11 protein-coding genes are annotated in these 15,523 nt (G+C 34.4%); 10 read left to right on the forward strand and 1 reads right to left on the reverse strand.

The window, feature by feature from the left end:
* Positions 1–11 precede the first annotated feature (11 nt).
* On the reverse strand, positions 12–2,597 hold the full coding sequence (locus tag ACXACQ_RS00830; protein ID WP_474974019.1) for a WG repeat-containing protein: 2,586 nt from the start codon (positions 2,595–2,597) through the stop codon (positions 12–14).
* A 223-nt stretch (positions 2,598–2,820) separates the two neighbouring features.
* Here ACXACQ_RS00830 and ACXACQ_RS00835 point away from each other — a divergent pair, with 223 nt between their 5' ends.
* From ACXACQ_RS00835 to ACXACQ_RS00880, 10 genes are all read left to right on the forward strand, one after another.
* Positions 2,821–3,309 carry a response regulator gene (locus ACXACQ_RS00835; protein WP_474974020.1) on the forward strand — a complete coding sequence of 163 codons (489 nt, stop codon included), beginning with the start codon at positions 2,821–2,823 and terminating at the stop codon, positions 3,307–3,309.
* A 113-nt stretch (positions 3,310–3,422) separates the two neighbouring features.
* Positions 3,423–4,085 carry a polysaccharide biosynthesis/export family protein gene (locus tag ACXACQ_RS00840; RefSeq protein WP_474974021.1) on the forward strand — a complete coding sequence of 221 codons (663 nt, stop codon included), beginning with the start codon at positions 3,423–3,425 and terminating at the stop codon, positions 4,083–4,085.
* Positions 4,082–6,232, forward strand: a complete 2,151-nt coding sequence (locus ACXACQ_RS00845) for a GNVR domain-containing protein (RefSeq protein WP_474974022.1) — start codon at positions 4,082–4,084, stop codon at positions 6,230–6,232. Before ACXACQ_RS00840 ends, ACXACQ_RS00845 begins: the two co-directional genes overlap by 4 nt.
* The gene (locus tag ACXACQ_RS00850) at positions 6,229–7,473 is read left to right on the forward strand and encodes a lipopolysaccharide biosynthesis protein (protein WP_474974023.1); all 1,245 of its coding nucleotides are present in this window, start codon (positions 6,229–6,231) and stop codon (positions 7,471–7,473) included. Before ACXACQ_RS00845 ends, ACXACQ_RS00850 begins: the two co-directional genes overlap by 4 nt.
* Positions 7,458–8,594 (forward strand): glycosyltransferase family 4 protein, encoded by a 1,137-nt coding sequence (locus ACXACQ_RS00855; protein WP_474974024.1) that lies wholly within the window; start codon positions 7,458–7,460, stop codon positions 8,592–8,594. The genes ACXACQ_RS00850 and ACXACQ_RS00855 overlap by 16 nt, the downstream gene beginning before the upstream one ends.
* Positions 8,578–9,891 (forward strand): O-antigen ligase family protein, encoded by a 1,314-nt coding sequence (locus ACXACQ_RS00860; protein WP_474974025.1) that lies wholly within the window; start codon positions 8,578–8,580, stop codon positions 9,889–9,891. Before ACXACQ_RS00855 ends, ACXACQ_RS00860 begins: the two co-directional genes overlap by 17 nt.
* A 1,907-nt stretch (positions 9,892–11,798) precedes the next feature.
* On the forward strand, positions 11,799–12,449 hold the full coding sequence (locus ACXACQ_RS00865; protein ID WP_474975027.1) for a nucleoside/nucleotide kinase family protein: 651 nt from the start codon (positions 11,799–11,801) through the stop codon (positions 12,447–12,449).
* A 215-nt stretch (positions 12,450–12,664) separates the two neighbouring features.
* Positions 12,665–13,165: an acyltransferase gene (locus tag ACXACQ_RS00870; protein WP_474975028.1), complete on the forward strand. Its 501-nt coding sequence runs from the start codon at positions 12,665–12,667 to the stop codon at positions 13,163–13,165.
* Positions 13,165–14,427 carry a glycosyltransferase gene (locus ACXACQ_RS00875; RefSeq protein WP_474974026.1) on the forward strand — a complete coding sequence of 421 codons (1,263 nt, stop codon included), beginning with the start codon at positions 13,165–13,167 and terminating at the stop codon, positions 14,425–14,427. Before ACXACQ_RS00870 ends, ACXACQ_RS00875 begins: the two co-directional genes overlap by 1 nt.
* A complete protein-coding gene (locus ACXACQ_RS00880) occupies positions 14,396–15,499 on the forward strand; it encodes a glycosyltransferase family 4 protein (RefSeq protein WP_474974027.1) in 1,104 nt (367 codons plus the stop codon). The genes ACXACQ_RS00875 and ACXACQ_RS00880 overlap by 32 nt, the downstream gene beginning before the upstream one ends.
* Positions 15,500–15,523: the final 24 nt, after the last annotated feature.

Below are 15,523 nucleotides of genomic sequence, written 5' to 3' on the forward strand. Positions count from 1 at the left end.
CTCACTAATCCTTAATTATCACATAATAAGCGATTGTACTCTGCATCTTCATAAACTTGCTTGTATATTACTTTACCCAATTCAGAATAGTAAACCACTACCACAAAACCTGCTTCTTTAATATCTTTTTCTGCAAGGTAAACGGGTTGCTGGACTGTACCTACATTCATGACATCGTTATAACTAGCAGGAACCACATTGCCCAATCGCGAATCAAAAACACCATAACCATTTTCTGTTAATAGAACCGCTATTCTACGTTCTGAATTATTTATCATCCAATGTACAGACTTCACCCCTCCCTGTTCAATTGACCCTGAGTTGATATCAATAAGTTCATACACTAATGCTTTCTTCACCAAGGCTAACGAATCGTTCCAATAGGTGATTTCATCGTAATCAAAATCGAGCAAACTTTTACCCTCAGAATTAATAATGCCATAACCATTATCTCTATAGGCAATGAAAGCAACTTCACCGAACGGCTGTAAATTTTTATCATACTTAGGAGAGATAAGAACATTTTTACTTCGATTATAAAGGCCAAACTTCTTATTTTTCAAGAGTGACACATAGCCATTGCTGTAATTGCCTATGGCATCGTACTCAAACTTCAACAATAAGTTTCCTTGCAGGGTGATCAGGCTCTTATTGTTATTCTTCGATGATAAAACAATATATTCTCCTCCTAATGCTTTCGCTTCTGCAACCTGGCCTTCGTAAACCACTTCTCCTTTGGAGTTAATTAAATAATTTTTAGATGCTCCTTCTTTATATAAAAACTCATCGCTATCCACTCCCGAAACTATCTTCACACTCTCATCTGCAGAAACATTTATAGACTTATCAGCAACCAATAAGCTTGTATTTTCACCATCAAAAATCTCTATAAAATGACTCCCTACCATAATCATAGAATCAGCCCTTACAAAACCATTGTTAATACTATCCAATTTATAAATATGCCATTCACTTTCAAGTTGTAAGGCTGCCCAAGATTTATTCACTAATGCTTTTTTTACCTTATCCCTTTCTAAAGGCCTGAAAGCAGAATCCAATACATATAAGGTCTGATCATTATCTATAATTGTAGTTCCTGAAGACACTGTAATCTTCTGATTATCAAAAGGAATAATTGCATCCCCTAGTAAATCAACAACCCCTTCCTGATCATTCTTTTCTACCCAAACTTTCCGTTTATCCAATATTTCAAAGTCTGTATAATCACAATTAACCTTTAAAACTCCTTTATCTATTGAAGAAAGCATTGAGGTTATAGATTTTACTCCGTAATTTTCATTTTTTTCGAATATCAGAAAGTTATCATTGAAATAAATATCATCAAATTCTGCTGCTAAAAGCTTTCTTCCCATCACTGTCATCAATCCCCACTTTCCATTTCTTTTGAAAGATATAAAAAGGTTATTTAGAAGCCTAAAATCTTCATTATCCGCATCAGATAACATAATACCTGATTTATGTAAAACAAATACACCATCGGAAATCTCTATTTTTAATATTCCGCTACCTAAATCTTCCACCCTTTTACAATCACCTTGATAAATGGGAGTTCCATCAAGCGCAATTATTTGATGTCCCATTAAAAAATAATCCTTTCTAAAATGAGAGCATAGCTCCATCTCATTTAAAGCATAATATTCTGGTGACAATACCATTACACCATTGCTATCCATAAAGCCATACCTACCATCTTCCATAATAGGGAAAAAAGACTGACACCCAAACTTGATGAAGTAACTTAAAGAATCTGATACCAAATGAGGAGGCAAGGACTCCCCTTTAGATTGAAGTGAATAATATAAAAAGTCAATCGCCTTTTTCCTTAATGAGCTTTTAGGATAATTGCTAATAAAAGTAGCATAACTCTGAGGTTTATTATTTGCGGTTATTAATTCTAAAATTTGCTGCTCAGCCTCTTCCCTATAAGGAGTATCAGGATGTTCATCTAAAAACTGAACATAACTATTAAGTTCACCTCCTTTTGTTCTTTCAGAAAAATACAATTTCTCAAACCTTTCTTTCGCCTCCTCACCCTGCCTCGCTCTAGGGTATTTTTCCATAAATAATTGATAGCTCTCATAAGTATTTTCCTCTACAGCATTAATAAATGCTAAAGAATCACGTAGAGCTATAGCCTGGTCTATCTGATTAGCTTTGTTATATACTTGAAGAAAATAAACAAAAGCTCTTTCTGAATTGAGGCTTTTAGCCACATCAAAAGCAGCACTATCAATATTTTGACGCAAATTTTCGATAGCCACACTATCCATTTCCGCCTTTATATGTTGTGATTTATCTTTCTGCTCTAACCTTTTCCACTTGTAATCTGCCGCAACTATGTAACCATGAGCTGAATCTATATCATAGCCCACATATGGCTTAGTAAAATACAATAATGATTTCACATAATAAGGAGCTGCCTGCAAACTATCTTTAGCCACAGCATCATTGATTAGCTCAAATGCCTTATCATATTCAGCCTTTTCAATCATCTTTAAAGCCTTCTTACTCTGCCCAACCTGAGCTTGAGCTGACATAAAGCATAAATAGAATAATAGAAAAATAAAAATTCGCATGAAAAAATGGTTAGTTAAGCACGAAGATGCCAATTTTTTACTTCTGTGTAGTTTTCAAAATCGGTTTTTTAAGATAATGTGTTAATCCTTAACAAGGAAGCTATTCCATAAAATGGAAAACCACCAACTAACCATCCCATTCAAAACACTCAAAATCAATCATTTTACAAAAAAAGAGGCTTTGGCATATGATTCGATTATTGTTAGAAAAAACTCTCGGATTATGAAGACTAAAGAAAATATGAAAGTGTTTGTTGTGGATGACGATATCTTCAGAACATACCTATACGAGCAACACCTAGTAAATCTTGGATTTAAAAATATAAGCATATTCCATACTGGCACCACTTGTTTAAATAACCTAACAGAAGAGCCCGATATAATCTTTTTAGATTTTCATATGGATGACATGAACGGACTAGAGGTTTTAGAAAAAATCAAAAGATTTAACCCTAATATTTATGTAGTGCTCATAAGCGGCCAGCAATCATTAGAAGTAGCTGTAAAATCTTTAAAAATCGGTGCTTTTGATTATATTATAAAAGAAGAGGATGAGCTTAATAAAATTGAGGCTGTAGTGAACAAAATAATAAAAGTAACTAATTTATTAGCTACGCAAGATAATCCTAAGCCCAACAGACTGCACTCATTAGTCGGTATAGCCATACTAGCTGCTATTGTGTGTGGTTTTGTATATCAGTTTTTCCATTAAAAAGTGAAAAAGACTTAACCAAGCCACTTAAACCTAACATGAAAACCAACATATACTTAATCCTATTGATTATAATTTTTGGGTGTTCGTCATGCGTCACTCAAAATCTCTTTATGAATCAAAAAGAGGGTATAGACTCTGTTTTTTTCAAACCCATACCTAATTATCGAATCAAAAAAGATGATAAAATAAGCATAAGTGTTTGGGGAGAAGATAGACTGAGTGTAGGGTCTATTTATGGTATTTACAATTCCAATGAAGTGTATGGTAAATGGATCATGGTAGACTCATCAGGCTATATTGATGTTCCGCAAATTGGCCAATTTTTCATATTAAATAAGACCATAAGAGAAGCTGAGGTTACCCTGCAAGAAAAATTTGCAAAGTGGCTAAAAGAACCAATAGTTAATGTTAAGGTTCTAAATAAAGAAGTAACAGTCATTGGCGAACTGATAAAGCCAGGAGTAGTAAAGCTAGAAAAAGAAGATAATCGATTGCTTGAAGTACTAGCTCAGGCAGGTGATTTTGACTTTTATGCCGACAAAAGGCATATACAAGTAATCAGACTAATAGGAGATGAAGCACATGTTGCTAATGTTGACTTAACTAAAATAGAGAATTACCACATCAATAATGTTCGCTTATTATCTGGGGATGTGATTTATGTACCAGCACGTAATGGCAAACAATTCGATAAGAAAATTACCACATTAATACCTATTGGCTCAGCAGTAAGTACATTGGCCATTATTGCTAATTTTATTTTTGAGCCATGAGTTCTCAAGGAAATAGCAGTTTAAGATTACTCAGGCCTTTATTGAGAGGGTTGCCTGTAATAATTCTATGCTTGATTTTGGCAGTTAAAATAGCTCAGAAATTCCTTAAGTACGCCACCCCCAAATATGAAAGTGCGGCAAAAATGCGCCTAGCCGATAATAACGAGGGGCCCACCAGCACTATCTTATACAAAGATTTCGATGTATTTACCAACAAAAACAAAATTGGAGCTGAGATTGAAGTTATCCAATCCAATAGTGTAATAAACAAAGCATTAAATAAACTCGACTTTGAAACAGAGATTTATAGAATTGGTAAAGTCAAAACCAGCGAGCTTTATAATGACTCGCCCATATTAATAGATTACAAAAACTTGCCATATGACTTTTATGAAAAGTTCTATTTTATAAAAGTCATTAGCAGCGAAGAATATAAAGTATCCACAAGCCAAGAAACACCCGGAATCAAGCATTCATTTGGGGATTCCGTTAAATATGGAAAAGGGTATTTGCGTATCACCAAAAATGATTCCTTGCTACAGCAAAAAGCAAACACGAAACTTATTGATCTATATAAAATAAAAATCAGAGACCGAGCAAAGCTCATTAAAGAAGTATCATCAAATCTGGATATAGTTTCTATAGATAAAGACATTGCAATACTAAGGGTGGGATACCAAAGTACAGTACCTGAAAAGGCCGCAAAATTAGTTAACCAGCTGTGTGAATCATACATTGAAGATTATATAGAAGACAAATACAAAGCCACTGATTTAACTGTAAAATTTTTAGCAGATCAGCTAGACCTTGTAAGAGGCAAACTAAGCCAGTCGGAAATTGATATAGAGAGCTACAGAAATCAAAAAAATGTAATAAATATCAGGCAGGAAACGGAAACAGATTTAAGAAAAATAGCTCAAATGAAAATTCAGCTATCAAACCTTAAAATGAATTTATCTGCTATAGACTCTTTATACAATTATGTTAAAAGCGGTGAAGATAATTTCTTAGCTCTAGCTCCTAATTTTGAAGCATTTAACGACCTTTTAAGTACGGAAATAATTAAGAATTTAAAGGTCTTGCAGGCAGAACGAAATGAGCTTTTAAGTACTTATACAGAAGAGGAAACGAAGGTTAAGGTTATTAATCAAAAAATATTGGACCTCTCTAGTTATTTAATAGAAAGCATAAAAAATACTAAGCAAAATTTAGAGATTAAGCATAATCAAATAGCCCTTGCAATAGAAAAAGCAGAAGAAGCTTTTATAGGTGTCCCCACTAAGGAAAAGGAGCTCACTATCTTAGAAAGAGAGTTTGGACTAAACCAAAAGCTTTATACTTTTTTGCATGAAAAACATACTGAAGCTGAAATTGCAAGAGCAGCCACCATATCTTTCCACAGAATTATTTCTCGCGGAGAAATACCAAGTAAACCCGTTTCCCCAAACAAGACATTGATCACATTTGTATGTGGAATTTTAGGACTTGGCTTTGGAGTGGCCTCCATTCTTATCGTGCATTCACTAAAAGCTAAAGTAAACGATGTATATACCATAGAAAAAAACTCAGAATTACCTATTGGCATTGAAATCCCGAAATACATAAACCCTTCCAATATCAGCCGAGGTTTTCAGCAAATAGGTATAAAATTAGAATTAAAAGAGTTTTTTACTCCCGGAAAAATAGTATGTGTCAGCTCGTTTAAAAGATCCGATGGCAACAGCTTTTTCTCTAAACATTTAACCAAATCGTTGAAAAAAAGGGGGTTCAATGTGGAACTAGTAGATGCTTATGACACTCACTTTGACCGAGACGATCAGCGGTTAATATTCAAAGATTTGAGCCCAAGCACCATCAAAATCATTGATAATGTTCCCGTTGATGATGACAACTATGCTATAATGCTGATGTCGGCAGCCGATGTAAATTTATTCATTTTAGATAGCAGGCTTACTCCCGCAAAACGAATAATGGAATTCAATTTATTGCATGAAGAATACAACCTGCCAAACACTTTTTTCGGTCTTAACAGAGCTGAATACAACCCTAGTCTCATAAAACTAGTTTTCAGAAAAGGCCTAAGGTTAATACGAAAATATTACAACCCTATACTTGTTTTATTACGACTAAAAAAAGTAGTAAAATGAAACAAGCTCTAAACAAAATATTAAAAAATGACAAGCTGATTGTAGTTGGTAATCAGATAGTTGTTAGCGGTACTTCTTTTGCTTCCAATATAATGATAGCCAGCATTTGTGGAATATCTAACTTTGGGCTTTTCAGTGCATGGCAAATGGCAGCCATGCTAATGCTAGCATTTCAAATAGCCATAGTAGGGCAACCCATGCAAGTTTTTATGGGCAACAAAAAGGGGGAAGACAACTTAAGATACATTAAAACTGTATTTAGTATTCAAGCTCTATTTCTAATTTTAATATTAACTTTAGTTGGCTCTTTTGCTGTTTTCAACAATCAGTTTCCGCTCACCTTAATTGCAGCATTTACCGTTTATTCTGTATTTTACTTAAGTCAAGAACACTTTCGAAGGTTCTTAATTGCCAAAGGCAATCTTAAACTATCTTTCATGAGCGATATTATATCATGCTTTGGTCAACTGGCTTTATTATGCTGGGCATGGGCATCGCATTCTCGTCTCAGCATAGCATCGGTCTTTTTTATTAACGGGTTCACAACACTACCCGCCATACTAACAGTAATTATAATTGAGCGTAAAAATATAAGCTTTAGCAGATACACCCTTATATATATAAAAGAACACTGGCGTAGTGCTCGCTGGCTAATTCCTACAGCACTGATACAATGGGGTGCTTCCAATTATCTACTTGCAGCATCAGCAGTAATTTCAGGCACCGCAACATTAGGAGTGCTTAGGCTCGCCCAAACAATTATGGGTGTTTTCAATGTTGCAATTCAAGGCTTAGAAAACTACCTCCTCCCATATATGAGCAAATTAATGAGCTCAGGAAAAAATGAAGCAAAAAAATTCATGCTATTAATGAGCAAAAAAATAACATTAATTTCTGCCCCTATTTTAATAATCATGGGGTTATTCTCTGCTTCAATTATAGGCCTCATAAATCCAGAATTTTCAGCTCATGCAGCTCTTTTTAGATGGTGCTGTATACTTTATATAATTATTTTAGCATCGTTTCCTCTCAAAATGTACATCAGAGTTTTAGGAGATTCTCGGTACTATTTCATTGGTTATCTCATCAGCATTAGTGTTTCCGTTCTTACAGCAAGTTGGTTAATCAATACTTATCAAGCTGTAGGTGTAGTTATAGGTTGGTTGTTAAGCCAGCTTGTAATCAACATTTTTTGGTCTATCATCATATCTAAAAAGCAATTCAGATGGATACTAAAGTAATTCATATCGTATTAGGGAAAGCTAACCCATTAAGAATGAATGGCGTAAACAAAGTGGTGCATGAACTGGCCACACATCAAGCTATGGCAGGCTGGAATGTAGAAGTATGGGGTATAACAAAAACATTACATTCTGATGATTCACCTGAAAGAAGTTATAAACTAAGGTTGTTTCAAGCGTACAGAAACCTTTTTAAAGTGGACAAACTACTAATTGAAGCTTTAAAAAATGAAGACAAAGAAACCACAGTACTTCATTTACACGGTGGCTTTATTCCTACTTTTTACACCTTATCTAAAAAAATAACACTACTGCAAATTCCATATATTTTTACTCCTCATGGAAGTTATAATGAAATTGCTTTAAGAAGAAGCCTGCATTTGAAAAAACTATATATTAAACTTTTTGAAAAACACCTTGCAACACGAGCAAGAAGGGTACACTGTTTAGGAAAAAGTGAGGTAAAAGGAACTAAGAAATTATTTAAGAAGGCCGCAACACACCTGATACCATATGGGTTCAAATCCACAAAAGAAGACTACATACCTAAAGCGGAAACTAATAAATTTATAGTAGGTTTTTGCGGAAGGATAGATGCATACACAAAAGGGCTGGATGCTTTGACTGAAGGCTTCTTAAAATTCGCTCAGCAGACCCCAGAAGCAGAACTATGGATAATTGGAGATGGGCAAGACCTTACTTCCCTAAAAAAGGATATTATGCCTTATAGCTCTGGTAAAATTATTTTTCATGGTAGTAAATATGGGAAAGACAAATTTGACTTACTCAACCAATTAGATGTTTTTGCTCACCCATCAAGAAATGAAGGACTACCAACAGCAGTACTTGAAGCTGCGGCCATGGGAATACCTACTTTAATTACAGAAGCTACCAATTTAGGTGATTTCGTTAATGAATATAAGTGTGGATTTGTAATGCAGCAAACTAAAGGCGATGAACTATGTGACGGTCTAAATTACCTTAAGAAAAAAATAGAACAGGAATCTTCAGCAATGAAGCTTCAAGCCAAACTCATGGTAGAACAGAGTTTTGATTGGTTTGAATTGCTGAACGGATATGCAGATATGTACCAAGCAAAAACACATGCAACAGCAGCTTGACATAGATAAATTTGCTAAAAAAATATACCTGATATTCACCATAATTATGGCCCTGAAAATTGCAGGTTTCTTTACCTGGAGTGAAAACGTGGCCATTACTCGGGTATTTAAGGTGTTTAGCCGTATTGCTATGACAGTGGCAATATACTACGCCTATAAATACATTTTAAAAAAAGGGGCGGTGGATTCCTTTAAATGGACCAACGGATTAAGCCCCTTACTCTATGCTGGCTATCTACTACTAGGCTTTATTTCATTCATGTGGTCTACCAAGCCCAGCCACAGTGCACTTCAATGGTTTATGGACTTAGAAAGCTTTGTATTCTGCTATTATTTCATGAAAAGCTTCGAGGTACTCAATGTGTTCTACTCCAAGGCTGAAATTAAGTTTTACCACATATTAGCCAATTCGTCATTTCTTATTATACTAATATTTATAGTGGGTCTCATGATAGCCCCTGACGAATTTTATAGGATGACACATGGTGGCGAAGAAGCTCGCCTTGGAGGCTATATGATGAACCCTAATGAACTAGGAATGCTTTGTGTGGTGTGCATCTGCTGCTATATATTTAACCTTTACCGTAACCATCGAAAAGTATGGACTATGGTAAAAATATTATTAGTTTTTTATGCCTTGGTTCTTACAGGGTCAAGATCTTCTATGATAGGAGTTTTGCTGGTTGTATTTTTTCATATTCGCCAATCTAATAACCTTAAGTTAAAATTAGCCATTAACGTTGGGGCTGTGGTATCAATCCCTGTTATTGTACAAACCATTTTCATCAAACAAGGAGATGTAGAAGAAGTGCTAAGCATGACCGGTAGACTTCCTTTTTGGAAAGCCTTATTAAGTGAAGGACTTCCAAAAGAGCCCTGGTTAGGTTTTGGTTTCATGCGCATTGCATACAAAGACTATTTCAAAGGAGTACATACATATGCCGGTCAAATGACGCACAATACATTCATTCAAGTACTAATGAATTTAGGCTTTGTAGGCTTCACATTAATACTACTACAAATGATATTTACCATTAGAGGTTTTTTATCATTCGAAGACAAAGAACGTAAGCTTATGCTACTCGGCATATTAATACCTATATTGATTAATTCATTTACGGAATTTGGAATTTTTGGAGAAACCAATTACGGCATTTTGTTTTATCAACTACTCATATTTGGAATAGCATTTGAATACGACCCTATTTTAACAAGAGCTCAAAAATTATTTTTACGAAAAAATAGACCTGATTTAAATTTCCATCGAGTGGAAGTGACTCCTAGTCACGGAACGTAGACCCGCTCAACCTCAACACAAAATACTAAATATCAGACTCTTACATACAATACAGAATATGGCATTTTATTCGTATTGCTTATTGTATGAAAAAATATAATTTATCGAACGAGGATTATAAAATCATTGAAAAATCACTAGAGGCTTTTGATATAAACATAAGTATACTCTCAGTAGATGATGATGATAAAACTCAATTTTATATTTTTAAAAACACCGATGGAAGTATCAGATGGCTCTGGCCTGCCTCTATAAACAAACCCTATTTTTTAAACTTTTACAACGTTACAAGTACTCGTTCTTTAATTTTTTCCATAGCTGTAAAGCTCATTTTCATTTTCAAATTACAGAGGTTTATATTTCCAACAATCACCATTAAACTAACGCATGAAAATGCAATCAAAATAGAAAGTTTAATAGAGCATAAATTCGCAATTTTCACAGGGACAAAGGGAAAATACAGAAAAGCTGTGTGTTTTCACCGGACAAACAAGCAAGATTATTTCACTAAAGTGGCTTTATCCAGCCACTCAGCCTCAATTTTAAACTGTGAATACGAACAAATAAAATTATGGCATAATCAAGACTTCAACCTCATTCAGGTACCACAAATACAAGATTTTACCTATGACAAAAAATTAACCATCTCTTCAATAAAAGAAAATGGAGCGAGTAAAATAAAGGCCTATAGCAGAAATCACTTCTATTACCAAAAAGAATTAATTAATCAGACTTTTCGCAAGTCAAAATTACAGAACACATCATTCTGGAAAAGCTTAATGCAAGATATGCAGGCTATTTCTTTAATGGACAATAGCAAAATTCCTTTTGGGATTAAACAAAAGCTTACCCACTCGTTCAAAAAAGTAAATTACTTCGAGTCATACGACTTTACAATTTCTCACGGAGACTTCACCTCGTGGAATAGCTGGGTAAAAGATGGAAAAATATATGTTTATGACCTTGAGTTTAGTCAGGAAATATCTCCTCTATATTATGATATCATACATTTTCATTTTCAAGAAGAAATTCTGGTTAAACACAATTTTGATGGCAAAAACATCTGTACCAAAATCATCAATTTCCTTTCAGAAAGCTTCCATGGGAGCACAATCAAATATTTAAAAATATATCTTTTAAAGCATATAGCACACTCGCTTGTCATTTACAACCAACAAGAAGTGTGGCACATGCAAATACAGTGGTTATTGAAAACTTGGAGTGACGCGCTGAGCTTCTTATCTCAAAGCTCTAATAACTCAAGGGATTTGCTTATTGGTGATGTGTTAGACCAATTACATTTCCGACCTCATTCGATTTTAAAGTTCACCAATGACAATCCATACGCTCTAAGCATTAAATCAGACATCGATGTTTTGGTAGATGAAACTACAGCAAAAGAAATAACCTTCTATATACAGCAACATCCATGCGTAGAAAAAGCAAAAGTTAGAAAGAAAAGCTTTATGACTTCTATCGATTGCTTCACCTCAAATGGAGAATTTTTCTCAATTGATTTAATTCATCAATTAAAACGAAAAGAACTGACTTTAGCAGATAGCTCAGAAATCTTAAAAAGTGCCATTTCATTGAGCAACGGCCTTAACATACCGAGCTACACAGATAATTTCATGTATGTATGGTGCTTTTACACACTCAATAACCATCCCATACCTGAAAAATATATAGAGTATTTTGATAGTCTTTCAATAAAAGATAAAAGTGTCATCCTTTTCAAAGCTAACACCAGTTTTAAGTATGAAGGAAATTCAATAAGAAACCTCATGCTGAATAACTTAAAATTGAAAGGTGACACTATCAAACACCTAACAAAGATGCCTAGCAACAAGGGCATTAAAAAGTTAAAAAGTAAAATCAACTATCTCATTGATTCAGCATATCAATTTATGAGCTCATCTGGAATAATAATTACATTTAGCGGTGTTGATGGCGCAGGCAAATCAACGGTCATCAATCATGTTAAGCATGATTTGGAAAAGGTATACAGAAAAAATGTAGTTGTACTAAGGCATCGCCCATCAATACTACCTATTCTAAGTGCTTGGCGTTATGGCAAAGAAAAAGCAGAACAAATTTCTGTTTCCAAACTACCTCGTCAAGGTGGTAACAAGAACAAAATATCATCTATTATCAGGTTTTTATACTATTACATAGATTATATAATAGGCCAATGGGTGGTTTACTTTAAATACTTAAGAAGGGGATATATTGTAATATACGATAGGTATTATTATGACTTCATCAACGACAGCAAACGTTCTAATATTTATGTTTCCGAATCGCTAGTAAAATCTCTCTATACATTTGTTACCAAGCCCCAGCTTAATTTCTTCTTATACGCTGATGCAGAAACTATCACAAGAAGAAAGCAAGAGTTATCCAAACCTGTAATAGAGGAATTAACCAACAAATATCTTACTCTATTCAATCAATACTCAAAGAAGTATCATCGCTCCAAGTACCTCCCTATGGAGAACGTACAGTTAGACCATACCCTTCAAGGTATAATGCAGACCATTAAAACCGCATTACAATGAAAAACCTACTTGAAAAACTAATACAGAAAAGAAACCCTGCATTTAAATTAAATGAGGCTATCGATAATAGAACTTTAATTGCCTTCTTTTTTAATACAGCGTTATCGCTGCTCAGAGGTTTAAAGCTTGTTTTAAATTTTAAAAACCCAAAAGGAGCTATGCTAGGAAAAGGGGTCAACTTTAAATATGTGCACAAAATTAAATTCGGAAAGCTCATGAAATTAGGAGATTACTTAGAACTCAGTGGGCTTTCTCAAAAGGGTTTGAAGCTAGGTAATAACGTAAGCCTTGGAGCATTCTCTCGCATAATAGTTTCTACCACATTGGATAATCCAGGTAGCCACATTACCATAGGTAATAATGTAGGTATTGGTGAGTATGCATATTTGGGTGGTGCAGGAGGCCTAGATATAGAAAGTGATTGCATTGTGGGCCAATATTTTAGTTGCCATCCTGAAAATCATAATTATTCAAATGCAAAAGAATTAATCAAAAATCAGGGGGTAGATAGAAAAGGCATTGCCATAGGCAAAAATTGCTGGATTGGGAGCAAAGTTACTGTCCTTGATGGAGTAGTCATAGGTCATGGATCCGTAATTGCTGCCGGTTCTGTAGTAACAAAGTCATTCCCTCCTTTTTCAGTAATAGGTGGGGTACCTGCTAAGCTTATAAAAAGTAGAAATACTGATGAAGATGCTCAACTAAATGTAGCCTAATGAAAACTATTTTAGTCACAGCATATGCGGTAAACCCTTACAAGGGATCGGAAGATGGCATGGGTTGGAATGCGATTTTACAAATTGCGCGATTCAACAGTGTAATTGCCATTACTAGGAGGAACAATAGAGAAGATATTGAAAAGTATATATCTGAAAACCCTGCCTGCATCACAGGAAAGCACAATATAGAATTTAAATATTTTGATTTACCTAAATGGACGAGATGGTGGAAAAAAGGTCCTTTATTATCAGTATTATACTTCTACATGTGGCAAATGGGCCTAGTAGTTTTTGTTTCAGCCAAAAAGCTAAAATTTGATATTGCTCATAACTTAAATTTTCACAACGACTGGACTCCAACATTTTTATGGGCTTTAAGAAAACCCTTGGTTTGGGGGCCTATTGGACACCATTCACTAATCCCTAAACAATTTTTACAACAATACGGATTTAAAGCCTTATTAAAAGATCGAATACTTTGGGGTATGAAAAACTTATTCTGGACTCTCGACCCTTTTCTATGGATAACAAGGCTCAAAGCAAAAAGAATTATTTGCATGAATTCTTCTGTACCGAAAAAACTCTCCCTTTCAAAACATCAATACCGCATAATACCTTCCGTAGCAGTAGAAAAGCCAGAACCCATCAACTTTGAGCAGAAAGAAAAGTTCACTGTTATGATTGCTGCCAGAATGGTTCCATTAAAAGCATTTGATGTTGTGATTAAAGCATTTGCCTTATTCAAAAGCTACATTCCTAAAGAAGAACATCACAGGGTAGAACTTAAACTAATAGGTAGCGGACCTGAAGAAAAACAATTAAAAGATTTAGTGATAAAACATGAGTTGGGAGATGAAACACAATTTATTCCTTGGTTAGAAAGGAAGTCCTTACTTAAGCTATATGGACAGACTTCTGTATTCTTTTTTCCTTCACACGAGGGTGCAGGTATGGTAGTAGCAGAAGCTCTGTCGTATGGCGTACCTGTGCTATGTTTTGACAATTATGGCCCAGGAGAGTTAACGCCCCCTAAATCATCACTTAAAATACCATATAGCACATATCATGACTCTATTGAGCTTTTTACAAAAAAATTATTAGCCCTCTATAACGACAAAGACCTGCAACAACATGAAGGACATTTAGGGAAAGAGCATTTTAATGCTTGGTTAAATTGGGATATACGCGGCATACAGTATAAACACATCTATCAAGAAATTTTAAGTTATGAAAAGAATATTAGCCATTCATTTGCTTAATGATAGAAGTGGTAGCCCTTTTGTATTTAGGCAATCCCTTGAAGCTCTTGTTGAGTCAGGAAATCGTGTAGTCCTATTCACGTCCAAATCAAAAGATGGTTTTTTATCTGATATAAAAGGCGTTGAATACAAATACCTAAAATACCAATGGAGCCCGGTAAAATTGATAACACTACTACGTTATCTCTGGGTGAATCTAATAATCACAATATCTTTCATAATTCTCATTAAGAAAGATGATGTGGTATATATCAATTCTATGTTACCTTATGGCGCTGCGATTGCCGGTAAAATAAGAAGAAAGAAAGTAATATTTCACATGCATGAAGTATCTATAAAACCAAAGGCATTAAAAAATTGGCTTATTAAAGTAGTCAACATATGCGCTACTCAATGTATTCATGTTTCTAATTTTTTAAGAGATGCGCTAAAGTTAAAAATCCAAAAGCAAGCAGTAGTATACAATAGTTTACCCAAAGATTTTATTGATACAGCACAAAAGAGCTCAGCAGGAAAAGTGAAAAGTGAAAATTTCACAATTTTAATGGTGTGTTCTTTAAAAGATTTTAAGGGAATACCAGAATTTATAAAACTATCTCAGTCCCTGCCTGAGTATTGCTTCCAATTAGTTTTAAATGCAAATGATGTAGAGATTAACAATTATTTCAGTAATTATAATATTCCTAAAAACTTACTTATATATCCTGCCCAAACTAATGTCCACCCATTTTATAAAAACTGTGATGTGCTAGTAAACTTATCAAGAACAGATGAATGGTTAGAAACTTTTGGAATGACTGTGCTCGAAGGTATGTATTATGGAAAGCCATGTATTGTGCCTGAAAAAGGAGGTGCCAGTGAATTAGTAGAGCATAATTTCAATGGATATCATATAAATGGAGTGAAAACAAATTCTATAAAAAAAACAATTCACACCCTTGCTGAAGACCATTCCATCTATTTGATGGTTTCGCATAACGCCATAAAAAAAGCTCAAAATTTCAACCCCGAATCATTTAAAAATTCCATTAAATCAATATTTAATTCTTCCGGAAAAATATCTATAGATTAGAACCTTATTCCAACCACTGGAAGA

The organism is Fulvivirga sp. AWR4_260 (assembly GCF_056158185.1).

What these genes read in the sequence shown, in the direction of transcription:
- ACXACQ_RS00830 (WP_474974019.1), bottom strand. Translation starts at nt 2,597, where the DNA reads ATGCGAATTTTTATTTTTCTATTATTCTATTTATGCTTTATGTCAGCT.
- ACXACQ_RS00870 (WP_474975028.1), top strand. Translation starts at nt 12,665, where the DNA reads ATGAAATTAGGAGATTACTTAGAACTCAGTGGGCTTTCTCAAAAGGGT.
- ACXACQ_RS00840 (WP_474974021.1), top strand. Translation starts at nt 3,423, where the DNA reads ATGAATCAAAAAGAGGGTATAGACTCTGTTTTTTTCAAACCCATACCT.
- ACXACQ_RS00845 (WP_474974022.1), top strand. Translation starts at nt 4,082, where the DNA reads ATGAGTTCTCAAGGAAATAGCAGTTTAAGATTACTCAGGCCTTTATTG.
- ACXACQ_RS00880 (WP_474974027.1), top strand. Translation starts at nt 14,396, where the DNA reads ATGAAAAGAATATTAGCCATTCATTTGCTTAATGATAGAAGTGGTAGC.
- ACXACQ_RS00860 (WP_474974025.1), top strand. Translation starts at nt 8,578, where the DNA reads ATGCAACAGCAGCTTGACATAGATAAATTTGCTAAAAAAATATACCTG.
- ACXACQ_RS00855 (WP_474974024.1), top strand. Translation starts at nt 7,458, where the DNA reads ATGGATACTAAAGTAATTCATATCGTATTAGGGAAAGCTAACCCATTA.
- ACXACQ_RS00850 (WP_474974023.1), top strand. Translation starts at nt 6,229, where the DNA reads ATGAAACAAGCTCTAAACAAAATATTAAAAAATGACAAGCTGATTGTA.
- ACXACQ_RS00835 (WP_474974020.1), top strand. Translation starts at nt 2,821, where the DNA reads ATGAAGACTAAAGAAAATATGAAAGTGTTTGTTGTGGATGACGATATC.
- ACXACQ_RS00875 (WP_474974026.1), top strand. Translation starts at nt 13,165, where the DNA reads ATGAAAACTATTTTAGTCACAGCATATGCGGTAAACCCTTACAAGGGA.
- ACXACQ_RS00865 (WP_474975027.1), top strand. Translation starts at nt 11,799, where the DNA reads ATGAGCTCATCTGGAATAATAATTACATTTAGCGGTGTTGATGGCGCA.